The organism is Thioalkalivibrio sp. ALE23 (assembly GCF_000378545.1).
Taxonomy (GTDB): domain Bacteria; phylum Pseudomonadota; class Gammaproteobacteria; order Ectothiorhodospirales; family Ectothiorhodospiraceae; genus Thioalkalivibrio.
The window spans coordinates 63837-88495 of the sequence record NZ_KB900035.1 but is presented as its reverse complement, the minus strand read 5'-3'; the positions used below and the strand labels follow the sequence as shown (position 1 = coordinate 88495).

General features: G+C 68.6%; 28 protein-coding genes. 14 read left to right on the top strand and 14 right to left on the bottom strand.

All coding sequences use genetic code 11. The features are described 5' to 3' along the window. The first annotated feature begins 11 nt into the window (after window positions 1-11). Window positions 12-1268 carry an inorganic phosphate transporter gene (locus F573_RS0110740; RefSeq protein ID WP_019022582.1) on the top strand — a complete coding sequence of 419 codons (1257 nt, stop codon included), beginning with the start codon at window positions 12-14 and terminating at the stop codon, window positions 1266-1268. A 34-nt stretch (window positions 1269-1302) separates the two neighbouring features. Here F573_RS0110740 and ubiB read toward each other — a convergent pair whose 3' ends face one another. From ubiB to F573_RS14885, 12 genes are all read right to left on the bottom strand, one after another. Beyond that, window positions 1303-2979 (bottom strand): ubiquinone biosynthesis regulatory protein kinase UbiB, encoded by a 1677-nt coding sequence (ubiB, locus tag F573_RS0110735; RefSeq protein ID WP_019022581.1) that lies wholly within the window; start codon window positions 2977-2979, stop codon window positions 1303-1305. 5 nt (window positions 2980-2984) lie between these two features. Beyond that, window positions 2985-3584 (bottom strand): SCP2 domain-containing protein, encoded by a 600-nt coding sequence (locus tag F573_RS0110730; RefSeq protein WP_019022580.1) that lies wholly within the window; start codon window positions 3582-3584, stop codon window positions 2985-2987. A 19-nt stretch (window positions 3585-3603) separates the two neighbouring features. Next, window positions 3604-4356, bottom strand: coding sequence for a bifunctional demethylmenaquinone methyltransferase/2-methoxy-6-polyprenyl-1,4-benzoquinol methylase UbiE (gene ubiE, locus F573_RS0110725; RefSeq protein ID WP_019022579.1), 753 nt, complete (start codon window positions 4354-4356; stop codon window positions 3604-3606). 13 nt (window positions 4357-4369) lie between these two features. Next, window positions 4370-4735: a gamma-butyrobetaine hydroxylase-like domain-containing protein gene (locus F573_RS0110720; protein ID WP_018868852.1), complete on the bottom strand. Its 366-nt coding sequence runs from the start codon at window positions 4733-4735 to the stop codon at window positions 4370-4372. A 149-nt stretch (window positions 4736-4884) separates the two neighbouring features. Continuing rightward, complete coding sequence (gene hslU, locus F573_RS0110715; RefSeq protein WP_019022578.1) at window positions 4885-6216, bottom strand: ATP-dependent protease ATPase subunit HslU; 1332 nt, start codon at window positions 6214-6216, stop codon at window positions 4885-4887. 55 nt (window positions 6217-6271) lie between these two features. Further along, window positions 6272-6814, bottom strand: a complete 543-nt coding sequence (gene hslV / locus F573_RS0110710; protein WP_019641486.1) for an ATP-dependent protease subunit HslV — start codon at window positions 6812-6814, stop codon at window positions 6272-6274. Between the two features lie 59 nt (window positions 6815-6873). Next, complete coding sequence (locus F573_RS0110705; RefSeq protein ID WP_019022577.1) at window positions 6874-7842, bottom strand: tyrosine recombinase XerC; 969 nt, start codon at window positions 7840-7842, stop codon at window positions 6874-6876. Beyond that, on the bottom strand, window positions 7817-8524 hold the full coding sequence (locus F573_RS0110700) for a DUF484 family protein (RefSeq protein WP_018868856.1): 708 nt from the start codon (window positions 8522-8524) through the stop codon (window positions 7817-7819). The genes F573_RS0110705 and F573_RS0110700 overlap by 26 nt, the downstream gene beginning before the upstream one ends. Beyond that, entirely contained in the window at window positions 8521-9360 is an 840-nt protein-coding gene (dapF, locus tag F573_RS0110695; RefSeq protein ID WP_019022576.1) for a diaminopimelate epimerase, read from the bottom strand. Before dapF ends, F573_RS0110700 begins: the two co-directional genes overlap by 4 nt. Next, window positions 9357-10034 carry a trans-aconitate 2-methyltransferase gene (locus F573_RS0110690; RefSeq protein WP_019022575.1) on the bottom strand — a complete coding sequence of 226 codons (678 nt, stop codon included), beginning with the start codon at window positions 10032-10034 and terminating at the stop codon, window positions 9357-9359. The genes dapF and F573_RS0110690 overlap by 4 nt, the downstream gene beginning before the upstream one ends. Further along, window positions 10031-11320: a diaminopimelate decarboxylase gene (lysA, locus tag F573_RS0110685; RefSeq protein ID WP_019022574.1), complete on the bottom strand. Its 1290-nt coding sequence runs from the start codon at window positions 11318-11320 to the stop codon at window positions 10031-10033. Before lysA ends, F573_RS0110690 begins: the two co-directional genes overlap by 4 nt. After that, entirely contained in the window at window positions 11321-11452 is a 132-nt protein-coding gene (locus tag F573_RS14885; RefSeq protein ID WP_019022573.1) for a lipoprotein, read from the bottom strand. A 314-nt stretch (window positions 11453-11766) separates the two neighbouring features. Between F573_RS14885 and soxY the strand changes: the two genes are divergently transcribed. The 11 genes from soxY to gpmI all read left to right on the top strand — a co-directional run bounded on the left by soxY (window position 11767) and on the right by gpmI (window position 19914). Then, the gene (gene soxY / locus F573_RS0110675) at window positions 11767-12240 is read left to right on the top strand and encodes a thiosulfate oxidation carrier protein SoxY (protein WP_019022572.1); all 474 of its coding nucleotides are present in this window, start codon (window positions 11767-11769) and stop codon (window positions 12238-12240) included. Window positions 12241-12286: 46 nt separating this feature from the next. Continuing rightward, window positions 12287-12589: a thiosulfate oxidation carrier complex protein SoxZ gene (gene soxZ / locus F573_RS0110670; RefSeq protein ID WP_019022571.1), complete on the top strand. Its 303-nt coding sequence runs from the start codon at window positions 12287-12289 to the stop codon at window positions 12587-12589. A gap of 184 nt (window positions 12590-12773) precedes the next feature. Then, a complete protein-coding gene (hisB, locus tag F573_RS0110665; RefSeq protein WP_019022570.1) occupies window positions 12774-13367 on the top strand; it encodes an imidazoleglycerol-phosphate dehydratase HisB in 594 nt (197 codons plus the stop codon). A gap of 24 nt (window positions 13368-13391) precedes the next feature. Then, on the top strand, window positions 13392-14048 hold the full coding sequence (gene hisH, locus F573_RS0110660) for an imidazole glycerol phosphate synthase subunit HisH (RefSeq protein WP_019022569.1): 657 nt from the start codon (window positions 13392-13394) through the stop codon (window positions 14046-14048). A 25-nt stretch (window positions 14049-14073) separates the two neighbouring features. After that, window positions 14074-14811 carry a 1-(5-phosphoribosyl)-5-[(5-phosphoribosylamino)methylideneamino]imidazole-4-carboxamide isomerase gene (hisA, locus tag F573_RS0110655; RefSeq protein WP_018936454.1) on the top strand — a complete coding sequence of 246 codons (738 nt, stop codon included), beginning with the start codon at window positions 14074-14076 and terminating at the stop codon, window positions 14809-14811. A 1-nt stretch (window position 14812) separates the two neighbouring features. Further along, window positions 14813-15601, top strand: a complete 789-nt coding sequence (hisF, locus tag F573_RS0110650; protein WP_018868866.1) for an imidazole glycerol phosphate synthase subunit HisF — start codon at window positions 14813-14815, stop codon at window positions 15599-15601. Next, the gene (locus F573_RS0110645; protein WP_018868867.1) at window positions 15598-15960 is read left to right on the top strand and encodes a phosphoribosyl-ATP diphosphatase; all 363 of its coding nucleotides are present in this window, start codon (window positions 15598-15600) and stop codon (window positions 15958-15960) included. The genes hisF and F573_RS0110645 overlap by 4 nt, the downstream gene beginning before the upstream one ends. 70 nt (window positions 15961-16030) lie before the next feature. Then, entirely contained in the window at window positions 16031-16330 is a 300-nt protein-coding gene (gene tatA / locus F573_RS0110640) for a twin-arginine translocase TatA/TatE family subunit (RefSeq protein WP_019022568.1), read from the top strand. A gap of 44 nt (window positions 16331-16374) precedes the next feature. Next, window positions 16375-17142 (top strand): Sec-independent protein translocase protein TatB, encoded by a 768-nt coding sequence (tatB, locus tag F573_RS0110635; RefSeq protein ID WP_019022567.1) that lies wholly within the window; start codon window positions 16375-16377, stop codon window positions 17140-17142. Next, window positions 17139-18263: a twin-arginine translocase subunit TatC gene (tatC, locus tag F573_RS0110630; protein ID WP_019022566.1), complete on the top strand. Its 1125-nt coding sequence runs from the start codon at window positions 17139-17141 to the stop codon at window positions 18261-18263. Before tatB ends, tatC begins: the two co-directional genes overlap by 4 nt. A 100-nt stretch (window positions 18264-18363) precedes the next feature. Further along, the gene (gpmI, locus tag F573_RS0110625; protein WP_019022565.1) at window positions 18364-19914 is read left to right on the top strand and encodes a 2,3-bisphosphoglycerate-independent phosphoglycerate mutase; all 1551 of its coding nucleotides are present in this window, start codon (window positions 18364-18366) and stop codon (window positions 19912-19914) included. A gap of 18 nt (window positions 19915-19932) precedes the next feature. On the opposite strand, the gene F573_RS0110620 is transcribed toward gpmI, so the two are convergent. Further along, a complete protein-coding gene (locus F573_RS0110620) occupies window positions 19933-21456 on the bottom strand; it encodes a YdiU family protein (protein ID WP_019022564.1) in 1524 nt (507 codons plus the stop codon). Between the two features lie 118 nt (window positions 21457-21574). Here F573_RS0110620 and F573_RS0110615 point away from each other — a divergent pair, with 118 nt between their 5' ends. Next, window positions 21575-22099: a hypothetical protein gene (locus tag F573_RS0110615; RefSeq protein ID WP_019022563.1), complete on the top strand. Its 525-nt coding sequence runs from the start codon at window positions 21575-21577 to the stop codon at window positions 22097-22099. On the opposite strand, the gene argH is transcribed toward F573_RS0110615, so the two are convergent. Further along, window positions 22084-23517 (bottom strand): argininosuccinate lyase, encoded by a 1434-nt coding sequence (gene argH, locus F573_RS0110610; protein WP_019022562.1) that lies wholly within the window; start codon window positions 23515-23517, stop codon window positions 22084-22086. The two genes, F573_RS0110615 and argH, sit on opposite strands and share 16 nt — an antisense overlap. A 56-nt stretch (window positions 23518-23573) precedes the next feature. On the opposite strand from argH, the gene F573_RS0110605 reads away from it, so the two are divergent. Next, window positions 23574-24656 carry a sensor histidine kinase gene (locus tag F573_RS0110605; protein ID WP_019022561.1) on the top strand — a complete coding sequence of 361 codons (1083 nt, stop codon included), beginning with the start codon at window positions 23574-23576 and terminating at the stop codon, window positions 24654-24656. Window positions 24657-24659: the final 3 nt, after the last annotated feature.

The window sequence follows — 24659 nt, the reverse complement described above, 5'->3', positions numbered from 1 at the left end:
CGGGAGACGGCATGGAATACGGCATTGTGCTGCTCGCCCTCGCGGTCATCTTCGGTCTGTTCATGGCCTGGGGCATCGGCGCCAACGACGTGGCCAATGCCATGGGCACCTCGGTGGGATCACGTGCCCTGACCATCCGCCAGGCGGTGGTGGTGGCCGGGGTCTTCGTGTTCGCCGGTGCATGGCTGGCCGGGGGCGAGGTAACCCAGACCATCCGCAGCGGGATGGTCGATTCCGATCTGCTGGCGGACAGCCCGGACCTGCTGGTGTTCGGGATGCTGGCGGCCCTGGCGGCGGCCGGGACCTGGCTGATGGTCGCGTCCTATTTCGGCTGGCCGGTCTCCACCACGCATTCCATCATCGGCGCCATCATCGGCTTCGCGGTGGTCGGGCTCGGGTTCGAGGTGGTGCGCTGGGAACGGGTCGGCACCATCGCGGCGTCCTGGGTTCTTTCGCCGATGATCGGCGGCGCGATCGCGTTCGCCCTGTTCCGCAGCGTGCAGCTCCTGATCCTGGACACGGTGGACCCGCTGAAAAACGCAAAGCGCTGGGCCCCGCTGTACATCTTTCTCACCGCCTTCGTGACCGCGCTGGTCACCATGTTCAAGGGGCTGACCCATGTCGGCCTGAATCTGACCACCGTACAGAGTTACGGCCTGGCGATCCTGATCAGCCTGATCGTGGTGGCGTTCGGCATGCTGGCCATCCGCCGGCTGCGGTTCGAGGAGATCCCGGCGGACGAAAACGGCTCGCACTTCAGTGACGTCGAGAAGGTCTTCGGCGTGCTGATGGTGGTCACGGGCTGCGCCATGGCCTTTGCCCTGGGCTCCAACGACGTGGCCAATGCGGTAGGCCCGCTGGCCGCGGTGGTGGACGTGATCCAGACCGGCGAGGTGGACCCGGAGACGCTGGTGCCGATGTGGGTGCTGCTGCTGGGCGGCTTCGGGATCGTGTTCGGCCTGTTCACCTACGGCCACAAGGTGATCGCCACGGTGGGCACCGGCATCACCCAGCTGACCCCCAGCCGCGGCTATGCCGCGACGGCGGCTGCGGCCGCCACCGTGGTGCTGGCCTCGGGCACCGGCCTGCCGATCTCCACCACCCACACCCTGGTGGGCGCGATCCTCGGCGTGGGCCTGGCCCGCGGGATCGCGGCGATCGACCTGCGCCTGGTACGCATGATCTTCATGTCGTGGATCGTGACCCTGCCGGCCGGGGCGATCCTGGCGATCCTGTTCTTCTACGTGCTGCGCGGCCTGCTCGGCTGAGGCCCGGGCCGGGCCAGGAACGGAGCCGGCCGGGTCAGTTCTGCGGCCGCGGCGGCAGCGGCCGCAGGCTGAACAACAGCAGACCCAGGCCCAGGACCCCGGCGGGCCACGCCGGCCAGGCGATCCCCAGCCATTGCGGCACGTCGAGCTGGAAAGTCAGGCCCGCCACCACCAGCAGCCCCAGCGCGGCCAGGCCCTCGCGCCGGCGCCGGTCCTGCCGGCCGAGACCGTCCTCCAGCTCGCGGATCTGCTGGCGCAGCGCGGCATCGCGTTCGGCCCGCTGCTCCTCCACCGTCAGCGCCTTCTCCACATGCAGCGGCAGCTCCGGCAGATGGGCCAGCAGCCGCGGCAGGTGTTCGCGCGCGCTGCGGAAGAAGGCTCGCGTCCCCATGCGCTCGTGCATCCACTGCTCGATGAACGGCTTGGCGGTGGTCCACAGGTCCAGCTGCGGGTACAGCTGGCGCCCCAGGCCCTCGATGTTCAGCAGGGTCTTCTGCAGCAGCACCAGCTGCGGCTGGACCTCCATGTCGAAGCGCCGCGCGGTCTGGAACAGCCGCATCAGCACCTGGCCAAAGGAGATCTCGTCCAGCGGCTTCTGGAAGATCGGCTCGCACACCGACCGGATCGCCGCCTCGAACTCGTCGACCCGGGTGTCCTTCGGGACCCAGCCGGATTCCACGTGCAGCTCGGCCACGCGCCGGTAGTCACGGTTGAAGAAGGCGTAGAAGTTCTCCGCGAGGTAACGCTGGTCGGAGTCCAGCAGCGAGCCGACGATGCCGAAATCGACCGCGCGGTACGTCGGGTCGTCGGGATGGGTGGCATCGACGAAGATATTGCCCGGGTGCATGTCGGCGTGGAAGAAGTTGTGCTTGAACACCTGGGTGAAGAAGATCTCCACGCCGCGCTCCGCCAGCAGCCGCAGATCCACCCCGCGTTCACGCAGGGCGGCCACGTCGGCCACCGGAATGCCCTCGATGCGTTCCATCACCAGCACGCTCTGGCGCGTGTAGTCCCAGATGATCTCCGGGATGTAGAGCAGGTGGCTGTCCGCGAAATTGCGATGGATGGCCGCCGCGTTGGCGCCCTCGCGGATCAAGTCCAGCTCGTCGGTGACGGTCTTCTCGTACTCGTCCACCACCTCGCGCGGGCGCAGCCGCCGAGCCTCGCTCCAGTAGCGATCCGCCAGCGCGGCGATGGTATGCATCACCTCGAGGTCCGCGCGGATGGTCTTCAGGATGCCGGGCCGCACGACCTTCACCACCACCTCGCGGCCGTCCTGCAGCCGCGCCTCGTGCACCTGGGCGATGGAGGCCGAGGCCAGCGGGGTATCGGAAAACTCGGCAAAGGCGATGTCCACCGGGCGTTCCAGCTCGGCCTCGATCACCGCGCGTGCTCGGTCGGCGGGGAACGGCGGGACGCGATCCTGCAGGCGCGCCAGCTCCACCGCGATGTCGTCCGGGAGGAGGTCGCGGCGGGTCGACAGCATCTGCCCGAACTTGATGAAGATCGGCCCGAGGTCCTCCAGCGCGCGGCGGATGCGTTCGCCCCGCGTGCCCCGGGTGCGGCGGAACCAGTTCCACGGCGCGAGATAGAGCAGGAAGCTCAGCGGACGCAGCGGCTTGAGGGTGAACAGGATGACGTCCAGGCGGTAGCGCACCAGGACCCGGGCGATGGTCCACAGCCGCAGACCCTGGTAGAAGCTGCGTCGCATGGGGGTCAGGCATCTCCGGATTCGAGACGGCGCAGGCGCGCCTCCAGCCGGGCGGTATCGTCACGCAGGCGGGCCACGTCCTCGCTGAAGGCCTCGAAGGCCCCGGACGGCGGCAGCCAGCCCGCCTCGTCGCGGGCATAATCGGCCAGATCCTCGGCGGAGCGGGTGGCCGCATGACGCAGGCCGCCGGTCGCACGCCGGAACAGGTCCTGCAGCGGACCCGCGGACCCGGCGCCGGCGACCCGTTCGAACAGGGCCGCCCAGTCATGCTCGGCCTCGCCCAGCGCGCGCTGAAGATCGGACAGCGCGGTGGCATCCCCCTCGATCTGCAGGCCGCTGCGGTCGTCGCGGGCCATGGCCGCCCCCAGCGACAATGGCGAGCCGGCCACGCGGGCATCCACGGGTTCTTCCACGCCCCCGATCACCTGCAGGCGGTCAGCGGCACCCACCAGACTGAACGCGACCCCGGGCGGCTCGACCACGATGGCCACCGCGCGTCCGGCCAGGCGTTCGCGCGCGTGGGGCGGGGCGGCCTCCAGGAGCTCGTTCAGCAGGGTCTCGACCAGAGCGGTGACGGGGCTCGGCAGGGCGGCGGGCTCGGCCATCGCGATTCTTCTCCGGCTGTTACAGGCGGGTAGCGCGGTGCAGGGCGACGATGCCGCCCGTCAGGTTGTCGTATTCGACGCGTTCCAGGCCGGCATCGCGCATCAGCCCGGCCAGGGTCTCCTGATCCGGATGCATGCGGATGGATTCGGCCAGATAGCGATAGGAATCCGCATCGTTGGCCACCAGACGGCCCATCAGCGGCAGGAGTTTGAAGGAATAGACATCGTAGGCCGGCCGCAATGGCGCCACCGGCTGCGAAAACTCCAGGATCAGCACCCGACCGCCGGGCTTGAGCACCCGGCGCATCTCCGCCAGCGCGTTTTCCTTGCGGGTCACGTTGCGCAGGCCGAAGGCCATGGTGATGCGGTCGAAGGACTCGTCGGGATACGGCAGGACTTCGGCATCCGCCTGCACGTAGTCGATGTTGCCGACCCGGCCCTCGTCGATCAGCCGGTCGCGCCCGGCCTCCAGCATGGAGGCGTTGATGTCGCAGACCACGACCTGGCCCTTCGGTCCGACCCGCGGCGCGAACGCACTGGCGAGATCGCCGGTCCCGCCGGCCAGGTCGAGGATGCGCATGCCGGGCCGCACCCCGGCGCGTTCCACGGTGTAGCGCTTCCACACGCGGTGGATGCCCATGGACATCAGGTCGTTCATCACGTCGTAGCGGGAAGCCACGGAGTGGAACACCTGTCCGACCCGCTCGGTCTTCTCGGATTCGGAAACGGTCTGGTAGCCGAAGTGGGTCTTGCCGGGGTCGTCGTCGTTCATGAGTCTTCTTGCGTCAGTGGGTGCGGCGTTCGTGACCGGCCTGATGCAGCCGTTCCAGGTAATCCTGCCACAGACGCTCCTGTTCCGTACCCAGCTTGTAGAGGTAATCCCAGTCGTAGATGCCCGTATCGTGGCCGTCGGAGAACACCAGCTTGACTGCGTAATTGCCGACCGGCTCGATCGCGGTGATGTTCACATCCTCCTTGCCGACCTGCAGCACCTCCTGTCCGGGGCCGTGCCCGCGCACCTCAGCCGACGGCGAATACACCCGCAGGAACTCGCAGGGCAGCTCGAAATGCGAGCCATCGGCGTAGCGCAGTTCGAGGATGCGCGACTTCTGGTGCAGCTGGATGTCCGTGGGTCGTTGCGTACTGCTCATGCGGCCTCCGACGTGCGGCGCCCGGATTGCCCGGGACGATGGGAACGCCCGGAACCGCCAGGGCGGTTCCGGAATCACTGCCGCCGTCGAGGATACCAGCCCGCGCGCCCCGGCGGGCATACCCCGGCACGGGCTCCGGGGTTGGCGCGCTACAGGATGTAGCGCGACAGGTCCTCGTCCTCGGCCAGGTCGCTCAGGCGTTCGTCGACGAACGCGCGGTCGATCACGACCGGTTCCGGGATATCGGGGGCGCGGAAGGCGACGTCCTGCAGCAGGCGTTCGAGCACGGTGTGCAGCCGCCGCGCGCCGATGTTCTCGGTGCGCGCATTGACGTCGTGGGCGATCTCGGCGAGGCGCTGCACGCCCTCGTCGCGGAATTCCACGCTGACGCCTTCGGTCTTCATCAGCTCGACGTACTGCTCGGTCAGCGACGCGGTGGGCTCGGTCAGGATGCGCACGAAGGCCTCCACCGACAGCGGTTCCAGTTCCACCCGGATCGGCAGCCGGCCCTGGAGCTCGGGGACCATGTCCGACGGCTTGCTCAGGTGGAACGCGCCGGAGGCGATGAACAGGATGTGGTCGGTGCGCACCATGCCCAGCTTGGTGGACACGGTGGTGCCCTCGATCAGCGGCAGCAGGTCGCGCTGCACGCCCTCGCGGGAGACATCCGAGCCGCTCTTCTCGCTGCCCTTGGCGACCTTGTCGATCTCGTCGAGGAACACGATGCCGCTCTGCTCGACCCGCTCGATCGCCTTGACCTTGAGTTCCTCCTCGTTGACCAGGCGCGCGGCCTCCTCGTCCACCAGCAGACGCCGGGCATCGGCGATCTTCAGGCGCCGCTGCTGGCTCTTCTGGCCACCCATGTTCTGGAACATCGACTGCAGCTGGCTGGCCATCTCTTCCATGCCGGGCGGTGTCATCAGTTCGACGTTCTGCCCCTGCTGCTGGAGCTCGATGTCGATCTCGCGCTCGTCCAGGCTGCCCTCGCGCAGGCGCTTGCGCAGCTTCTGCCGGGTCTCGTTGTTGGCTGCGTCGTCGCCGGACTCGGTGAAACCGGCGTTGCGCGGCCGCGGCAGCAGGGCATCGAGGATGCGCTCCTCGGCGGCGTCCTCGGCCTGGCCGCGGTGCTGCTGCATCTCTTCCTCGCGCAGCTGCTTGATCGCGTTTTCGGCCAGGTCCCGGATGATCGACTCCACATCGCGCCCGACATAGCCGACTTCGGTGAACTTGGTCGCCTCGACCTTGATGAACGGGGCCTTGGCCAGCTTCGCCAGGCGGCGGGCGATCTCGGTCTTGCCGACGCCGGTGGGGCCGATCATCAGGATGTTCTTGGGCGTGACCTCGGGCTGCAGGGCCTCGGGCAGCTGTCGCCGGCGCCAGCGGTTGCGCAGGGCGACGGCCACGGAACGCTTGGCCCCGTCCTGGCCAATGATGTAGCGATCCAGTTCCTGGACGATTTCGCGGGGGGTCATGTCGCTCATGGCTTGCGGTCCTGAAGGGTCGCGGCCGGGGAGCCTTGCGGGCGACGCCGGGGCGTCACTCGGCGTCGAGGCTCTCCAGCGTGATGTTGTGATTGGTGTAGACGCAGATGTCGGCGGCGGTATGGAGGCTCTTCTCCACCACGTCGCGCGCCGGCAGGTCGGTGTTCTGCAGCAGGGCCTGGGCCGAGGCCTGGGCGTAGGGGCCACCGGAGCCGATCGCGATCAGCGCGTTCTCGGGCTCGATCACGTCGCCATTGCCCGAGATCACGAACGAGTTCTCGCGATCGGACACCGCCAGCAGCGCCTCCAGCTTGCGCAGCGCACGGTCGGTGCGCCAGTCCTTGGCCAGCTCGACCGCGGCCCGGGTGATGTTGCCGGAGTGCTTCTCCAGCATGCCCTCGAAGCGCTCGAACAGGGTAAAGGCGTCGGCCGTGCCGCCGGCGAAACCGGCGAGGATGCGGTCATGGTAGACGCGGCGCACCTTGCGCGCGTTGCCCTTCATCACGGTGTTGCCCAGCGATACCTGGCCGTCGCCGCCCAGGGTCACGGCGCCGTTGCGGCGCACGCAGACGATGGTGGTGCCACGAAACTGCTCCACGGTGGTCTCCTGCAATCGGTGGTCGGATCCGGACCGGGATTGTACGCGGTTGCGCCCGCCTACGAACCCGTCTCGTCGGCCGGATCGTGACGCCGCGCGCGGGGATGGGCGGCATCGTAGACCTCGGCCAGGTGCTGATAGTCCAGATGGGTGTAGATCTGGGTAGTGGACAGATCGGCATGCCCCAGCAGTTCCTGCACCGCACGCAGGTCGCCGCTGGATTCCAGCAGGTGGCTGGCGAAGGCGTGGCGCAGGCGATGCGGGTGCAGATGCACGTCGAGCCCGCCCCGGCGCCCGGCCTCCTCGACCCGGCGCTGCACCGAGCGGTTGCTGATGCGCCGCCCCCGGCGGGTCACGAACAGCGCGGGTTCGTCGTCGTTGGCCCACTGGCCTCGCACCGCCAGCCAGTCGCGCAGGGCAGCCAGCGCCATGCGCCCGGCGGGCACCCGCCGCTCGCGGCGGCCCTTGCCGAGAACCCGTACCATGCCGGCATCCCGGTCCACGTCCGGCAGATCCAGCCCGGTCAGTTCCGCCAGCCGCAGTCCGGAGCCGTACAGCAGCTCCAGCATCGCGCGGTCGCGGCGCGCCAGGGGCGAATCGGGATCGTCCGCGTCCAGAGCGGAGGCGGCGCGCGGGGCATCCAGCGCCTGCTGCGCCTGATCGACGTCCAGCCCGCGGGGCAGCGGACGGTCGGTCTTCGGACCGCGCAGCCCGGCGGCGGGGTTGGCGGCGCGCTCGCCACGCTCCACCTGAAAATCGAGGAAACCGCGCACTGCGGCGAGGAACCGGCGGACCGAGCGCGGATGGCGCCCGCCCCGGGCCAGCCCGGCCACGATGCGGCGCAGCGCGGCGGCATCCAGCTCCGTCCAGGGCGCGTCCCAGGCCCGGCGCAGTTCGCGCAGGTCGCGACGGTACGCAGCTACGGTGTGCGACGAAAGCCCGCGCACATCACGCAGATGCGCGAGATAGGCCTCGATGGCGGGGTCGGGTTGCGGCTCGGACTCAGGCGGCCTGTTTGCGGTCGGCATGACAGCGGATGGACTCGGCCAGCAGCTCGCCGATATGGGTGACGAAGTAGGTCCCCATGTCCGGCTGGAAACGATCCGGCGAGGCGCTGGCCAGACCCAGCACGCCCACACGTTCGTCGTCCGCCAGCAGCGGCATCAGGATCGCCGAACCCACCGTGTCGTCCGCATCGTCGAACAGCACCTTCAGCATGTCCGGGGGCACGCGGCCGCACTGTGCCCGGCCGCGGGCGAACAGTGGTTCCAGCACGGCCAGCTGGGCGGTATCCAGGGCGTGCAGGTCCTGCACCTCGCGCTCCGCCAGACGGATGCTCACCCGCTCGGCGCCCAGTTCATCGCGCAGGGCGTCCTGCGTCAGCGCCAGCACCGCATCCAGGTTCTCCGCACGCATCAGGGTTCGGGCCAGATCGTGCAGCTGGCGGCCGACCCGTTCGTTGTCGCGGGCACGCTCCACCAGCTCGTGCATACGCTGCTCCAGCTGGCGGTTCTGCTCGCGCAGGCGCTTGAGCTGGCGTTCGACCAGAGACTCGGCTCCACCGGCCGGATGCGGGATGCGCAGCACGTCCAGCAGGGCCTGGTGGTCGAGGAAGAAATCCGGGTGCTCGCGCAGCCAGGCCTCGACCTCGGCCGCCGAGAGTTCGGCGCCATCCCCCGCCGGGGAGGCACTGGAGGGGTCTGTACTCATAGATCGATCCTGCCGTTGAATACCGTGGTTGCGGGGCCGGTCAGCCGCACCGGCGACTCCGGGCTGCCCTCCCAGCTTAGCACAAGGGCCCCGCCCGGCAGCGAGACCCGCACCCGGTCGTCAACCCGGCCCTGCAGGCGGGCCACCACCATCGCCGCGGCGGCGCCGGAGCCGCAGGCCAGGGTCTCGCCGGCGCCGCGTTCGTACACCCGCAGGTCCAGATGCCCGCGATCGCGTACCGTGGCAAAACCGGCGTTTACGCGGCGCGGGAAGCGGGGATGCGCCTCGATCGCCGGACCCAGGGTCGCCACCGGTGCCTGCCCGACGTCGTCGACGAAGGTCACGGCATGCGGGTTGCCCATGGACACCGCACCGATCTTCAGGGCCGTGTCGCCGACCTCGAGGCGGTACTCCGGTGCCTCAAAGTCGGCCTCGAACGGGATGCGAGCCGGTTCCAGCACCGGGCAGCCCATGTCGACGGTCACCTGTTCGTCCGCCTCCACCCGCAGCACCAGCGGACCGCCCAGGGTCTCCACAGGGATCTCGCGGGCGTCGGTCAGGCCCTGTTCGCGTACGAAGCGGGCGAAGCAGCGCGCGCCATTGCCGCACTGCTCCACCTCGCCGCCGTCGGCGTTGAAGATGCGGTAGCGAAACAGCGCGCTCGCGGGATCGGCGGGCGGCTCCACCAGCAGGATCTGGTCGCAGCCCACGCCGAAATGGCGATCCGCCAGCAGGCGCAGCTGCTCGGTGCTCAGCGCGACCGGCTGGCGCACGCCGTCGAACACCACGAAGTCGTTGCCCAGGCCATGCATCTTGGTGAAAGTCAGCTCGCTCATTCCGCGCGCTCCGGCAACCGCCCGTGGATGACCATGTGGCGGTCGCTGGTGACCCGCACGCGGAAGCCGTCGAGGCCGGCCGCGGCCAGCTGGTCCTGGACCTCCTCGGGGGTAAACGCCGCATGCAACGAGTGTTCGAAGTCGCGCCGCAGGACTTCCGGGGCGTCGGCCGCGTGCTCCGCCACCAGGCGTTGCACTTCGGCCTCCGAATCGGGACGGCGCAGATCCATCACGAACACCCGCGCCCCGGGAGCGCCGTCACGACGGATCACCTGCCACAGCACTCCCGGATCATGCAGGTGATGCAGCAGCGAGTTGCAGATGATGGTGGCGTAGGGCGCGCGCGGGCCCCGCGCATGGGGCAGGCAACCCTCGGCCAGATGGACACGCGCGGCGGCCGGATGGCCGACCCGCAGCGCATCCCCGGCCGCCAGCATCGCGGGAGCCCCGTCCAGCCCGTCGACCTCGCACGCGGGATGGCGCGCAGCGAAGCGCAGGCTGACATCCCCCGGGCCACAGCCCGGATCCAGCACCGGGCCGCGCACCGGCTCCGGGAACACCTCGGCGAAGGCATCGACAAAGCCCTCGTGGGGCTGCGCGAAATCCGCCTCGGCATAGGCCCGGGCCTGGCCGGGCTCCAGCATCAGCTCGGGCTCGGGCCGCCGCGGGATCACGGATCGACCCTCCCGGGCGGATCTTCCTCGTCGGGATCGCGCGGCAGCATGCTCTCGCGCATCATCAGATGATCGACCTGCTCGCGGCGGTTGACGATCTGATAGTGGTCACCGTCCACCATGACTTCGGGCGGGCGCGGGCGGCTGTTGTAGTTGCCCGCCATCACGTAACCGTAGGCACCGGCGGAGCGGACCGCCAGCACGTCGTCGGGGGCCAGCGCGAGATCGCGTTCGCGCCCGAGGAAATCCCCGGTCTCGCACACCGGCCCGACCACGTCGTAGCTGCGCGTTTCGGTATCGTCGCGCGGGACCACCGGGTCGATCGCCTGCCACGCGCCGTACAGCGCCGGGCGCAACAGGTCGTTCATCGCGCCGTCAACGATCGCGAAATCGCGGTGTTCCGAGTGCTTGAGGTATTCCACCCGGGTCAGGAACACCCCGGCGTTGGCGGCGATCGCCCGGCCCGGCTCCAGCAGCACCTTCAGCGGCCGCTCGCCCAGAGTCTCGCGCAGGGCCGCGGCCCAGACGTCGGGCTCCGGCGGGGTCTCGTCGCGATAGCGCACGCCCAGCCCGCCGCCGACATCGATGTGCGACAGCTCAATGCCGTCTTCCGCCAGCCGGTCCACCAGCGCCAGCACCCGTTCCAGCGCGTCGACGAACGGCTCGGTGCTGGTCAGCTGGGAGCCGATGTGGAAATCCACGCCGATCGCGTCCAGGTGCCCGGACTCATGGATGCGGCGATACAGCGCCGGCGCGTCCTCGATCGCCACGCCGAACTTGTTGTCGCGCAGGCCGGTGGCAATGTAGGGATGGGTCTCGGCGTCGACGTCCGGGTTCACCCGCAACGACACCGGGGCGGTCTCCCCGCGCTCGGCGGCGACCGCTTCCAGGCGTTCCAGCTCGCCCTCCGATTCGAGGTTGAAGCAGTGGATGCCCACGTCCAGCGCGCGCTGCATCTCCGCCGCGGTCTTGCCGACCCCGGAGAACACCACCCGCGCGGGGTCGCCGCCGGCACGCAGCACCCGCTCCAGTTCGCCGCCGGAGACGATGTCGAACCCCGAGCCCATGCGGGCCAGCACGTTCAGCACCGCCAGGCTGGAGTTGGCCTTGACCGCGAAGCAGACCTGATGCGGCATCCCGATCAGGGCCTCGGCGAACGCGCGGTAATGGCGCTCCAGGGTGGCGCGGGAGTAGACGTAGGCCGGGGTCCCCACCCGGCGGGCCAGGGCGTCGAGGTCCACGCTCTCGCAATGCAGCGTGCCCCCGCGGTAATCGAAATAGTCCATCTAGCGGGATTCCTCCTGCTCGTCCTCGGGGAGGTAGAGATCGCCCTTCTGCCCGCAGCTGGCCAGCATCTGCGCGCCTCCGAGGACGACAACCACGATCAGCAGCAACAGGTGGGCCTTGCAGAAGGGCATGGGTGCGGTATCCGGAAATGATTGCATCGGGAGGGCATAGTGTGCCATTGATACGGGGCTGGCTTCACTCGGATCAGGGGCGATGCGGCCCGGAGCCGCTCGATAACGGATCCGTTCATGAAGCGTTCAGCCACATTCTGGGACTCTGGAGTTGCAGGATCAGCAAAGGGCCCGACACCAAAGGGGGCTGATCCGGGGACGGGGAATAGAACCGAACGGTACCCCGTCACAACGCACAGGCGCCTGCATCCAGATGGATCGCTCGCGCCCCGGGAATGTCCGGATTTGATCCAAAAAGATGAGAGGAGATCTCCATGATTAGCACCAAGCGTCGTGTCTTCCTGAAAGGCACTCTCGCCGCCGGTACCGTGGGCGCCGCCGTGGGCGCCGGTCTGCTGGCCCCGAGCAAGCTGCTCGCCGCCTGGTCCGCCGACATGTTCGAGACGGAGGGCATGTCCGAGGCGATGAACGCCGTCGCCGGCACCACCGACATGCAGCAGTCCGACGACATCGACCTGAGCGCCCCGGAAATCGCCGAGAACGGCGCCGTGGTCCCGGTCTCGGTCGAGGCCCACATGGACAACGTCGAGGAGATCGCGGTCTTCGCCGAGGCCAACGAGCGCTCCCTCACCGGCCGTTATGTCTTCGCCTCCGGCGCGAAGCCGAAGGCGTCCATGCGCATCCGCCTGGGTGACACCTCGGACGTGATCGCCGCCGTCAAGGCCGACGGCAACTGGTACATGACGTCGCGCAACGTCGAAGTGACGGTGGGTGGCTGCGGCGGCTAAGCCGGCACCCTCACCGATCCGATCAACAGTCTGGAGGTAAAGAACTATGTCCATCCGTATTCGCGCCCAGGAACAGGACGGAATGATCAACGTCCGCGCCCTGCTGAGCCACCCGATGCACACCGGGGATCAGACCGATGATGCCGGCGAGATCATCCCCGAGCATTTCATTCAGACCGTCGAAGCCAAGCGCAACGGCGAAACCATGGTCACCGCCCACTGGAACGTGACCATCTCGCAGAACCCCTTCCTCGAGCTGGAATTCGAAGGTTCGTCCGGCGATACCGTCGAGATCAGCTGGGAAGACAACCAGGGCGACACCGCTTCCGAGTCGGTTTCCGTCCGGTAAATCCATCTCCATTGATGGATACGGAAAGGCCGGGGTTCGCCCCGGCCTTTTTTGTGGGTATCCGTATCCGACCCGCCGATGGGGCGGACAGACGTCGTGCTGCATGTCCCGGGCCGCGAGTACGGCATACCGGCCGGGCGCCAGCCTTGCTACACTGGAGCTTTATGCGTCGAAGCCAGCCAAGATGAACCAGCGTACCGCCTCCGTCCGCCGCGACACCCTCGAGACCCGGATCTCCGTCGAACTGAACCTCGACGGCACCGGCCAGTGCCACACCGAGACCGGCATCCCGTTCCTCGACCACATGCTCGACCAGATCGCGCGTCACGGGATGGTCGATCTGGACGTGCGCGCCGAAGGCGACCTGCACATCGACGACCACCACACGGTGGAAGACATCGGCATCACCCTGGGCCAGGCACTGGCGCAGGCGATCGGCGACAAGAAGGGCATCCGCCGCTATGGCCATGCCTATGTTCCGCTGGACGAGGCCCTGTCACGGGTGGTGATCGACTTCTCCGGCCGCCCGGGCCTGGAGATGCACGCCGATTTCCGCCGTTCGCACATCGGCCAGTTCGATGTCGACCTGTTCCACGAATTCTTCCAGGGCCTGGTCAACCATGCGTGGATCACCCTGCACGTGGACTGCCTGCGCGGGGACAATGCCCATCACGTGGCGGAGACCATCTTCAAGGCCTTCGGCCGCGCGCTGCGCGAGGCCGCGGAGGAAGACCCCCGCGGCGCCGGCATTACGCCCTCCACCAAGGGCAGCCTGTAAGGCCCGCCGTAACAGGGAAGCCACATGGAAACCGTCGCCGTCATCGACTACGGCATGGGCAACCTCCACTCGGTGGGGCGTGCCCTGACGCACGAGGCCGCACCCGGCCAGCGCATCCTGCGTACCGACGACCCGGAGATCCTGCGCGAGGCCGACCGGCTGGTGTTTCCCGGCCAGGGGGCGGCCGGCGACGCGATGCAGGCCCTCGCCCGGCGCGGTCTCAACCGCCTGCTGCCGGAACTGGCCGGTTCGCGCCCGTTCCTCGGACTCTGCCTGGGGCAGCAGATCCTGATGGAGCACTCGGACGAAAGCGGCGGCGTCGACCTGCTGGGGGTGATCCCCGGCGGGGTCGCCCGCTTTCCGGAACGCAGCGATGCGCAGGGGCGTCGCCTGAAGGTGCCGCACATGGGCTGGAACCGCGTGCAGCCCACCGGCGAGCACCCGCTGTGGCACGGCCTGCCGGAGACGCCGTGGTTCTATTTCGTGCACAGCTTCCGGGTGCAGCCGCGCGACGCGGCCAGCGTGGCTGCGCACACGGATTATGGCGAAACCTTCGCCTCGGCCCTCGCCCGCGGCTCGCTGTTCACTATGCAGTGTCACCCGGAAAAGAGCGCGGCCTGCGGCCTGCGCCTGCTGAACAACTTTCTGCGCTGGGACGGCGACGCCCCGGACGCCCCGTGAACGCCGCAACAGGAGGCGGAGAGAGATGCTGGTCATTCCCGCGATCGACCTGAAGGAAGGCAAGTGCGTGCGCCTGCGCCAGGGGCGCATGGAGGACTCGACGGTATTCGGCGAAGAGCCGGTGGAAATGGCCCGACGCTGGGTCGAGGCCGGGGCCGAACGCCTGCACATCGTGGACCTCGACGGGGCATTCGCGGGGCGGCCGCGCAATGCCGAGGCGATCCATGCAATCGTCGAGACCTTTCCCGACCTGACCATCCAGATCGGTGGCGGCATCCGCGACGATGACACCGTGCAGGCCTACCTCGATGCCGGCGTGCAGTACGTGATCATCGGCACACGGGCGGTCAGCGCGCCGCATTTCGTCAACGACCTGTGCCTGGAATTCCCGGGTCACATCATCGTCGGCCTGGACGCCCGCGACGGCAAGATCGCGGTGGACGGCTGGTCCAAGCTCTCGCGTCACGACGTGATCGACCTCGCCCAGCACTTCGAGTCCGACGGCGTCGCCGCGATCATCTACACCGACATCGCGCGCGACGGGATGATGGAAGGCCCCAACGTGGAGGCCACCGCGAAGCTCGCGGAGAACGTGCGCGTACCGGTGATCGCCTCCGGCGGCGTCAGCTCGCTGGACGACATCCGCAGCCTCGCCCGCGGGGCCGACGCCGGTATCGACGGCGTGATCGTCGGCCGCGCCCTGTACGAGGACGCCTTCACCCTGGAGCAGGCGCGCGCGGCCGCCCGGGGCGAGGACACCTGAGATGCTGGCACGCCGCATCATCCCCTGCCTGGACGTGGACGCCGGCCGCGTGGTGAAGGGCGTGAACTTCGTCGGCATCCGCGACGCCGGTGACCCGGTGGAGATCGCCCGGCGCTACGACGCCCAGGGTGCCGACGAGCTGACGTTCCTCGACATCACCGCCTCCTCCGACGACCGCAGCACCATCCTGCACGTGGTCGAAGAAGTCGCCTCGCAGGTCTTCATCCCGCTGACCGTGGGCGGCGGCGTGCGCGCGGTGGACGACATCCGCCGTCTGCTGAACGCCGGGGCGGACAAGGTGTCCATCAACACTGCGGCGGTTCACCGACCCGAACTGGTGCGCGAAGCCGCCGACTGGGTCGGCTCGCAGTGCATCGTGGTGGCCATCGACGCGCGCCGCACCAGCGCCGAAGGCGAGCCCGCACGCTGGGAGATCTTCACCCACGGCGGGCGCCGCGAGACCGGCCTGGATGCCATCGAATGGGCGCGCCACATGGCCGAGCTGGGCGCCGGCGAGATCCTGCTGACCAGCATGGACCGCGACGGCACCCGCAGCGGCTTCGACCTGGAACTGACCCGGGCGGTGAGCGACGCAGTGAACATCCCGGTGATCGCCTCGGGCGGCGTGGGCAGCCTGGAACATCTGGTCGAGGGCGTGACCACCGGGCACGCGGATGCCGTGCTGGCGGCCAGCATCTTCCACTTCGGCGAGCACACGGTCGGCGAGGCCAAGGCCGCGATGGAAGCCGCGGGGGTGCCCGTGCGTCCCCTGCAGGAGGTGACGGCTTGAACGACCCCTCCGCAAACCCGCGCGAGCACCTGCTGGCCGCGCTGGCCGAAGTCATCGACGAGCGACGCTCCGCGGACCCCGAACGCTCCTACGTCGCGAAGCTGCAGGCGCGCGGCCTGGATGCCATGCTCAAGAAGGTGGGTGAAGAAGCCACCGAAGCGGTGCTGGCGGCCAAGGACGACGACGCCGATGCGCTGGTGTCGGAAATGGCCGACCTGTGGTTTCATACCCTCATCGTCCTGCGGGCGCGCGACCGGCACCCCGACGACGTCCTCGACGAACTGGCCCGGCGTTTCGGCCTGTCCGGCGTGGACGAAAAGGCCGGCCGCGAAGTCGCAGGACAGCGTTCGGACAAATAGGCAGCCTGGTTGATTCGGGAACCCTCCCCGGTCAGGCTGTCCGGCAAGGAACTTATTTCGGAGACACTCCATGGGTATTGGTGGTATCAGCATCTGGCAGCTCCTGATCATCCTTCTGATCGTGGTCCTGCTGTTCGGCACGAAGAAACTGCGCAACATGGGCGGTGACGTCGGCTCCGCGCTGAAGAACTTCCGGCAGGCGGTCAAGGACCCCGACGGCGAGAACCAGAAGAAGGAAGAAGGCGCGGAAGGCGAAAAGCCGGGCGTCGAGAACCAGAGCGAGGACGACGAAGGTCGCGTGGTCGACGCCGAGGTGAAAAAGCGCAGCGAGAAGTCCGGCGACAACGACTCGTCGGACAAGAACGCCTGATCCGGTTCCGGTCCGCAACGACCGGCCGGCAGCGGCGCTAGTCCATGTTCGACATCGGCTTCTGGGAAATCCTGATCATCGTCGTGGTGGCGCTCCTGGTCGTGGGACCGGAGCGCCTGCCCGGCCTTGCGCGCGAGATCGGCCGGTTCGTCGGCAAGACCCGGCGCTTTGTCCAGAGCGTGCGCTCGGACGTGGAGCGCGAGTTCCAGACCGAGGAACTGCGCGAGATGGTCAAGAGCCAGGACCGCGAGATCCGCGAGCTCAAGCACATGGTCGAGGACACCGAGACCAGCCTGCGTGAGGATCTGGAGCAGACCGAGCGCGAGATCAACCGCGAGCTGCGCGACACCGACGACACCCCGGCGGATGCGGATGCCGGCGAGTCGGCCGACGGGGACACGCAACCGGCGAAGCCGGCACGTCCCGCGGTTCGCGAACGTCGCACCCCTCCGGAACCGGCCGGTCGCGAAACCGACACCTCCCGCGCCAATTCGGTAGAGGATGCCGGCACGCAGGACAGCGAGGCGGGATCCGCGCCGGAGGAACCGGCCTGGGACGCGGCCGACGGCGACCTCGAGCGGGTACCCGTCAGCCACGACATGGGCCCGGACCTGGCCACCGAAGATCCCGCGCTGGCGGCCGAACGCGAACAGCGCAGCACACGGGAAGAACGGCCCCGGCGGCGCACCGCCGGGCGCCGGCCGCAGCGCCCCGCCGGGCAGGCGCCGGAATCCCCGGAAGCACAGGGCGGCGACGGGCCGCAGGAAACCGACACCGACCACTCACCCCGCACGCCTGACGAACGCCCATGAGCAAGACCAGCCCGGGGGTCGAACCCACGGAAGAGGCCACCGAGACCCTGCTCTCCCACCTGATCGAGCTGCGTGACCGGGTCCTGCGGATGTTCATCGCCGTGCTGGTGGTGTTCCTGATCCTGTTCCCGTTCGCCAACCAGCTCTATACCTTCCTGGCCGATCCGCTGATGGCGCATCTGCCGGAAGGCACCAGCATGATCGCGATCGAGGTGGCCGCGCCGTTTCTGATCCCGTTCAAGCTGACCCTGCTGCTCGCGGTGGCGATCAGTATCCCGTACCTGCTCTATCAGCTCTGGGCGTTCATCGCGCCGGGGCTTTATCAGCACGAGAAGAGCCTGGCCGGGCCGCTGGTCGCGTCATCCACCATCCTGTTCTACCTCGGGATGGCGTTCGCCTATTTCGTGGTCTTTCCGCTGATCTTCGCGTTCTTCACCGCGGCCGCGCCGGAAGGCGTGGACGTAATGACGGACATCTCGCGCTACCTGGATTTCGTCATCCTGCTGTTCATCGCCTTCGGTATCGCCTTCGAGATGCCTGTGGCCACCATCCTCCTGGTGACCATGGGGGCCACCACCACCGAGAAGCTGGCCGCCAAGCGCCCGTACGTGATCGTCGGGGTGTTCCTGGTGGGCATGGTCCTGACCCCGCCGGACATCATTTCGCAGACGCTGCTGGCCCTGCCGATGTGGTTGCTGTTCGAGGTCGGCCTGATCCTTGCGCGCATCATGGAGCGGCGCAAGGCCGAACAGAAGGCCACCCCCGAGGACGACCCGGAGGGGCCCGATGACCCCGAGGGCGGACCGGGCGGCGGCCCGGGCGCGGGGCCGCAGAGCGGACCGGATTCCGGCCCCGCACCGCGCTCCGGCACCACCCGGCCCGAACCCGCGGGCAGGGCGCCGGCCGCCGACACCTCCGTCGAAACGCGTCCGTCTCCCGCGGCCCGTACCGGCTACACCCCGCTGTCCGAGGCGGAGATGGATGCCGAACTCGATCGCATCGAGGCCGAAGACGCCCGACGGGTAAACCAGGCCGCGGATAACCGGAAGGATGCGCCGACCGATGCCGCGGACGACGCGGTGGACGAATCCGGGGACCGCCCCGAGCGCGATCCCCGCTGATTCGCGAGCGTCCCGGACCTCCAAACCGCGTGCGGAGCTGGTAAAATTCAGCACTCACTGAAATTCCGTCCCACCCACGCACCCAGGTACCGAGACCGCGATGGCTGATCCGCGCACCACCCCTCGCCGCCCCGTCCTCCTCATCGTCATGGACGGGGTGGGCGTGAACCCGAGCAAGATCAACAACGCCTACGCCGAGGCGGACACCCCCAACCTCGACCGCTATCTGTCGACCCGCACGCACACCACCCTGGATGCCTGCGGCCGGGCGGTCGGCCTGCCGGACGGACAGATGGGCAACTCCGAGGTCGGCCATCTGACGCTGGGCGCGGGCACGGTCGTCAATCAGGACCTGGTGCGCATCGACGACGCCATTGCCGACGGCAGCTTCTTCGAGAACGATGCCCTGGTCAGTGCGGCGCGGGCCGCGGCCTCCAAGGATCAGCCGCTGCACCTGATCGGCCTGGTGTCCGATGGCGGCGTGCATTCGCATATTCGGCACCTGGTGGCCCTGATTGGCATCTGCCGTCAGGAAGGCGCCCGGCCGATCGTGCACATGATCACCGACGGCCGTGATACCGCCCCGCGCTCGGCCCTGAACTATCTCGAGACCCTGGAGCCGGAACTGGAGCAGGCCGGCGGGTTCATCGCCACGGTCTGCGGACGCTACTATGCCATGGACCGTGACAAGCGCTGGAACCGCACGGAGAAGGCCTTCCGCGCGATGGCCTTCGCCGAAGGCGAACCGGTCGGCAGCGCGCGCGAGGCGATCGAGGGTGCCTGGGCCGCGGGCGAGGATGACGAATTCATCAAGCCCCGCATCATCAATGGCGGGGCGCCGATGGGCACCGAGGCGGAATGCGTGCTGTTCAACTTCCGCAACGACCGCCCACGCCAGCTCACCGCCGCCCTGGGCATGGATGATTTTGACGGGTTCGATCGCGGGGACTTCCATCCGGTCTCCGAGACCTGCCTGACCGAATACGACCCGCGCTTTCTGTCGCCGATCGCATTCCCCCCGGAACGCCCGTCCACCACCCTGGGTTCCACCATCGCCTCCGCCGGGATCCCGCAGTTCCACTGCGCGGAGACCGAGAAATACGCCCACGTCACGTTCTTCTTCAACGGTGGCAAGGAAGAACCCTACGCGGGCGAAAAGCGGGTGATGGTGCCCTCGCCCGCGGTGGACACCTATGACGAGCAGCCGGAGATGAGCGCGCGCGAGGTGGCCGACGAGACCATCAAGGCGATGGAAAGCGGGCGTTACGGGTTCATCCTGGTGAATTTCGCCAATGGTGACATGGTGGGCCACACCGCCCGCCGCGAGGCCCTGATCGAGGCGGTCCACACCCTCGACCGCGAAGTCGGGCGCGTGCTGGATGCAGCCGAGGCCCAGCAGTATTCGGTGATTCTCACCGCCGACCACGGCAACTGCGACGAATACGTCGACCCGGTCACCGGGGCACCACATACCCAGCACACCATCTACCCGGTGATGTGCATGATCCTCGACAGCCAGCGCTGGCGCCTGCGCACCGGCGGCGGACTCGCCGACGTCGCCCCCACGGTGCTCGACCTGATGGGCGTACCCAAGCCGAGCGCGATGGGCGGACGCAGCCTGCTGCTGGAAGAGGTCCCCGACTCGGCCTGAAGCCGGACAGCGCCCCCCTCAGGACGAACAGCTGAGCTGGATCCCGCTGGCCCAGGCCGGCGGGAGCCCGGCGAGGTCCTCGTCCTCCGGCTGTTCGTCGAACGGCCGGCTCAGCACGCACTGCAGTCGTTCGACCTCCGACAGGTCACCCTCCTCGGCGCGTTCGATAGCAGCCTGCGCCAGGTGGTTGCGCAGGATGTATTTCGGGTTGACCGCCCGCATCGCCACATGGCGTTCCGTGGTCGGGCGCGTCTCGTGGCCCAGACGGGCACGCCAGCGATCCTCCCAGGCCTCCCAGGCACGCGGGTCTTCCAGTTCTTCGATGAATCCCTGACGCGTCTCTCCGTCTTCCAGTTCCGGCAACTGACGGAAGAACCGGGTGTAGTCGACGCCTTCGGCCGCCATCCGGGCGAGCAGATCCTGGATCAGGGCCTCGTCCTCGTCGCGTTCGAGCTGCAGGCCCAGCTTGGCGCGCATGCGCCGCAACCAGGCCGCGCGGAACTGCTCCTGGTACGCCTCGAGGACGGGCTTCGCCTGCTCCACCGCGGTGTCGATGTCGGGGGCGCGGAACTGCCCCACCAGGGTCTCCGCGAGACGGATCAGGTTCCACTGAGCCACGCCCGGCTGGCTGCCGAAGGCATAACGCCCCCCCTGGTCGGTATGGTTGCAGATGTAATCGGGGTCGTAGGCGTCCATGAACGCAAACGGGCCGTAGTCGATGGTGAGCCCGGTCAGGCTCATGTTGTCGGTGTTCATCACCCCGTGGCTGAAGCCCACTGCCTGCCAGTCGGCCATCAGCTCGGCGGTGCGGGCGGTCACGGTCTCCAGCATCGCGCGCACCGGGTCCTCGGCCTCGCGGTGCTCGGGGAAGTCATGGTCCAGCGCGTAGTCGATCAGCTGGCGCAGCCGCTCCGGATAGCCGGCATAATGGAAGTATTCGAAATGCCCGAAACGCAGGAAACTGGGGGCCGCGCGCAACACCACCGCGCCACTCTCGATGCGCTCGCGGAACACCCGCAGCGAGGACCCGTAGAGGGCCACCGCCCGCGTGGTGGGGATGCCCAGCGCCGCCATGTGCTCGGAAACCAGGTATTCGCGGATCGACGAGCGCAGCACCGCGCGCCCGTCGGCATGACGCGAGAAAGCCGTCGGCCCGGAGCCCTTGCTCTGCAGTTCCCAGTGCTCGCCGGCGGGCGTGCGCACCTCGCCCAGCAACTTGGCCCGGCCATCGCCCAGCTGCGGCACGTAGACCCCGAACTGGTGACCCGCATACACGCTGGCGACCTGCGGCGTGCCCGCCACCGGCTCGCCGCGGGTGATCATGCCGAGCCACGGCTCGGCGGCGAGATCCTCGGGCGTCAGACCCAGACGCTCGCGCATCGCCGGGCTGCTGGCGAGCAGCCGGGCCCCGGGGAACGGGGCCGGCTCCGGGCGGTGATGGAAGGCATCCGGCAGCGCGGCGAAACGGTTGATCCATTCCAGCCCGGCACCCGACGGCGGTGTCTCCGGAGGACGTTCGCGGTTCGGCTCGGCGGCGGACATGGGGCGGCACCTCGGCAGCGGGAACATTGCGGGTTATCATGCGCCACATGTCGAGGGTACGTCCCATGGGCCCACTCGGCCCGGGACTACCGCCCGCCCGCAACCGAGGAGAACCGCCGTGTCCCAGGATGATGAAAACCGCAACCCCGAGACCGACAACGAGGATCCGGGTCGCCTGCGTACCCGTGAACGCCTGATGTGGCTGGGCGTGATGGCGTTCTTCGTCATCATCCTGGCGATCTACATCGCGCGCGCCGAAGGCCTGGAGCACGACGTCACCGAGGCCAACCGCGAGCTGCTGGAGGCCCAGATGCAGCTGGCCGAATACACCCGCGAGGAGGTGCCGCGCCCGGTGGAGATCGGCCTGCGCAATGCCGACATCCAGCAGCTGCAGCGCCTGGGGATGACCAACCCGGAGCGCCGGCTGTCCGAGGATCTGGTCGAGAATCCGCAACTGGTTCCCGAGGTGCTGCGCGACGGTGACACCACCGAGTTCCGCGAAGACGGGATCTACGTACTCAACGCGCGCTGGGTGCTCGCCCATTTCGAGAGCGGCGACCGCTTCGGCCAGCTGCTACTGGAATACGAGGTGGTGCACGGCAACGTGATGTGGGAGGTGGTCGACGGCTACGTCGAGGACTGATCCCCGGCTGCTGCCAGACGCGCGCGCGCGGCCGCGACCTGGCGCCGGACCTGTTCCGGCGCCGTCCCGCCGGTCACCCGGCGGGCGGCCACCGAACCCTCGGCGGTCAGCACCCCGTGGACATCCTCGCCCACCGCGGCACTCAGCTGCTGCAGTTCCCCCAGTGACAGCTGTGCCAGGTCCACACCCCGCTCCTGCGCCAGGCGCACCGCACGGCCCACCACCTCGTGGGCGTCGCGGAAGGCCACGCCCCGCTCCACCAGGTAGTCGGCGAGATCGGTGGCGGTGGCGAAACCGCGGGTAGTGGCCGCCAGGGTGTTCGCACGACGCACGGCCAGGTTGGGGACCATGTCGGCGAACGCCCGAAGGGAGCCCAGCAGGGTGTCCACGGTGTCGAACAGCGGCTCCTTGTCCTCCTGGTTGTCCTTGTTGTAGGCCAGCGGCTGGCTCTTCATCAGGGTCAGGAGACTGGTCAGATGGCCATACACCCGGCCGGTCTTGCCGCGCACCAGCTCCGGCACGTCCGGGTTCTTCTTCTGCGGCATGATGGAGGATCCGGTGCAGTAACGATCCGGCAGCTCGATGAAGTCGAACTGGGCGCTGGTCCACAGCACCAGCTCCTCGGCCTGACGCGACAGATGCATCATCAGGGTTGAGGCCGCTGCGCTGAATTCGATCGCGAAATCGCGATCCGACACCGCATCCAGCGAGTTGCGCGTGACCCCGTCGAATCCGAGCTGTTCCGCCACGTATTCACGGTCCAGGGGGTACGGCGTACCCGCCAGGGCAGCGGCGCCCAGCGGCAGGATGTTCACCCGGCGCCGGCAGTCGCGCAGCCGTTCGGCATCGCGCTCGAGCATCTCGTACCACGCCAGCATGTGGTGGCCGAAGGTCACCGGCTGGGCCGTCTGCAGATGGGTGAACCCGGGCATGATGGTGTCGGCCTCGCGCTCGGCCAGATCCACCAGACCGCTCTGGTAGGAACGAATCAGTTCGAGGATCTCGTCGATCGCGGCGCGCAGCCACAGGCGGATGTCGGTGGCGATCTGGTCGTTGCGCGAGCGGCCGGTGTGCAGCTTCTTGCCGACATCGCCGATGCGCTCGATCAGGCGCGCCTCGATGTTCATGTGGACATCCTCGCGGCCCACCTGCCAGTCGAACTCCCCGGCGGCGATCTCGTCGCGGATGGCGTCGAGCCCGTCGACGATCCGGCGCGCCTCGTCCTCGCTCAGGACCCCCACCCTGGCCAGCATGTGCGCGTGGGCCTGCGAGCCCCGGATGTCCTCGCGGTAGAGGCGGCGGTCGAAGTCCACCGAGGCGGTAAATCGCTCCACGAAGGCATCGGTGGGCTCGGAGAAGCGGCCACCCCAGAGCTTGGCTTCGGCGGCCGGCTTGTCCTGCGGGGAATCCTGCGTCATGGTGCACTCTGAACGGGGTTTGAACGACAGGGAAGTATACAGGGAGAGCGACTGCCATGCGCCCGGAACCGGGTTCGTCCAGCGGGAACACCCCGGCGCTCGAGGCCAGCGCGGAACGCGTCTCGCCGCTGCCGGATTTCTGTGGCGCGGAGACCCTGCTGCGGGTGCTCATGCTGGCGGTGCTGCTGGCGCTGGCGATCACCCTGCTGCGACCGGGGACCGGCGACTGGGCGGGGACCCTGGCGCTGTATGCCCTGTTCATCTTCTGGGTCGCGCTCACCAGTCTGCTGATCCTGTGCCTGCTGCAACGCCCGCTGCGGCGTGGCCCGCTGACCCTGCAGATCGTCCTGCCGCCGCTGGTCCCCATCGTCAATACCGCGCTGGTGCAGCGCGCCGCCGAGTCGGTGCAGCTGGCGGATCCCGAGCTGCGTCTGCCAGTGCTGGGCATCGCGGTGATCCTGAGCCTGGTCGCGATGCACTACCTGTATCTGCAGGCGGCCTGGCAGCGCGAGACCCGGGCCGTGGCGCAGGCGCGGGAACAGGCCATGCGGGCACGCCTGCGGCCGCATTTCCTCTACAACAGCATGAACACGATCGCCGGGCTGTGCCGGACGGATCCCTCGCGCGCGGAGCAGGTCACCCTGGACCTCGCGGATCTGTTTCGTGCCGCGTTCAATGGCGCCGACCGCCATTCGCTCCGCGAGGAGCTGGCCGTGGTCGAGGGCTATCTGCGGGTGGAGCAGACACGCCTGGGCGGGCAGTTCCGGATCGACCGGGAGTGGCCCGAGCAGGACCCGGCGCTGGAACAGCAGATCCCGTCCCTGGTGCTGCTGCCGCTGGTGGAGAACGCGATCCAGCACGGGATCGCGCCGGCCCGCGGGCAGGGGCATCTGGGAATCCGGATCCGCCCGGAACGGGATACGCTGAGCGTCGAGATCCGCAACAGCCTGCCGGAGGTGGCCGCCCCGGCCGGTACCGGAACCGCCAGCGACGCGGTCCGGCTGCGCCTGCGCCACGCCTTTGGGGATCGGGCATCGCTTCACGCGCAACGTGACGGAGACGAATTCGTCGTCCGGCTGCAGATACCGCGCACGCTGCCGGATCGATCGGATTCGGAGAGAGGGAGAGGGAGACGCTGATCC

What these genes read in the sequence shown, in the direction of transcription:
- F573_RS14885 (WP_019022573.1), bottom strand. Translation starts at nt 11,452, where the DNA reads ATGCCCTTCTGCAAGGCCCACCTGTTGCTGCTGATCGTGGTTGTCGTC.
- hisF (WP_018868866.1), top strand. Translation starts at nt 14,813, where the DNA reads ATGCTGGCACGCCGCATCATCCCCTGCCTGGACGTGGACGCCGGCCGC.
- lysA (WP_019022574.1), bottom strand. Translation starts at nt 11,320, where the DNA reads ATGGACTATTTCGATTACCGCGGGGGCACGCTGCATTGCGAGAGCGTG.
- F573_RS0110620 (WP_019022564.1), bottom strand. Translation starts at nt 21,456, where the DNA reads ATGTCCGCCGCCGAGCCGAACCGCGAACGTCCTCCGGAGACACCGCCG.
- soxY (WP_019022572.1), top strand. Translation starts at nt 11,767, where the DNA reads ATGATTAGCACCAAGCGTCGTGTCTTCCTGAAAGGCACTCTCGCCGCC.
- F573_RS0110705 (WP_019022577.1), bottom strand. Translation starts at nt 7,842, where the DNA reads ATGCCGACCGCAAACAGGCCGCCTGAGTCCGAGCCGCAACCCGACCCC.
- F573_RS0110720 (WP_018868852.1), bottom strand. Translation starts at nt 4,735, where the DNA reads ATGAGCAGTACGCAACGACCCACGGACATCCAGCTGCACCAGAAGTCG.
- hisA (WP_018936454.1), top strand. Translation starts at nt 14,074, where the DNA reads ATGCTGGTCATTCCCGCGATCGACCTGAAGGAAGGCAAGTGCGTGCGC.
- hslU (WP_019022578.1), bottom strand. Translation starts at nt 6,216, where the DNA reads ATGAGCGACATGACCCCCCGCGAAATCGTCCAGGAACTGGATCGCTAC.
- ubiB (WP_019022581.1), bottom strand. Translation starts at nt 2,979, where the DNA reads ATGCGACGCAGCTTCTACCAGGGTCTGCGGCTGTGGACCATCGCCCGG.
- F573_RS0110740 (WP_019022582.1), top strand. Translation starts at nt 12, where the DNA reads ATGGAATACGGCATTGTGCTGCTCGCCCTCGCGGTCATCTTCGGTCTG.
- dapF (WP_019022576.1), bottom strand. Translation starts at nt 9,360, where the DNA reads ATGAGCGAGCTGACTTTCACCAAGATGCATGGCCTGGGCAACGACTTC.
- argH (WP_019022562.1), bottom strand. Translation starts at nt 23,517, where the DNA reads ATGACGCAGGATTCCCCGCAGGACAAGCCGGCCGCCGAAGCCAAGCTC.
- tatB (WP_019022567.1), top strand. Translation starts at nt 16,375, where the DNA reads ATGTTCGACATCGGCTTCTGGGAAATCCTGATCATCGTCGTGGTGGCG.
- hisH (WP_019022569.1), top strand. Translation starts at nt 13,392, where the DNA reads ATGGAAACCGTCGCCGTCATCGACTACGGCATGGGCAACCTCCACTCG.
- F573_RS0110605 (WP_019022561.1), top strand. Translation starts at nt 23,574, where the DNA reads ATGCGCCCGGAACCGGGTTCGTCCAGCGGGAACACCCCGGCGCTCGAG.
- F573_RS0110700 (WP_018868856.1), bottom strand. Translation starts at nt 8,524, where the DNA reads ATGAGTACAGACCCCTCCAGTGCCTCCCCGGCGGGGGATGGCGCCGAA.
- ubiE (WP_019022579.1), bottom strand. Translation starts at nt 4,356, where the DNA reads ATGAACGACGACGACCCCGGCAAGACCCACTTCGGCTACCAGACCGTT.
- tatC (WP_019022566.1), top strand. Translation starts at nt 17,139, where the DNA reads ATGAGCAAGACCAGCCCGGGGGTCGAACCCACGGAAGAGGCCACCGAG.
- tatA (WP_019022568.1), top strand. Translation starts at nt 16,031, where the DNA reads ATGGGTATTGGTGGTATCAGCATCTGGCAGCTCCTGATCATCCTTCTG.
- hisB (WP_019022570.1), top strand. Translation starts at nt 12,774, where the DNA reads ATGAACCAGCGTACCGCCTCCGTCCGCCGCGACACCCTCGAGACCCGG.
- soxZ (WP_019022571.1), top strand. Translation starts at nt 12,287, where the DNA reads ATGTCCATCCGTATTCGCGCCCAGGAACAGGACGGAATGATCAACGTC.
- F573_RS0110730 (WP_019022580.1), bottom strand. Translation starts at nt 3,584, where the DNA reads ATGGCCGAGCCCGCCGCCCTGCCGAGCCCCGTCACCGCTCTGGTCGAG.
- gpmI (WP_019022565.1), top strand. Translation starts at nt 18,364, where the DNA reads ATGGCTGATCCGCGCACCACCCCTCGCCGCCCCGTCCTCCTCATCGTC.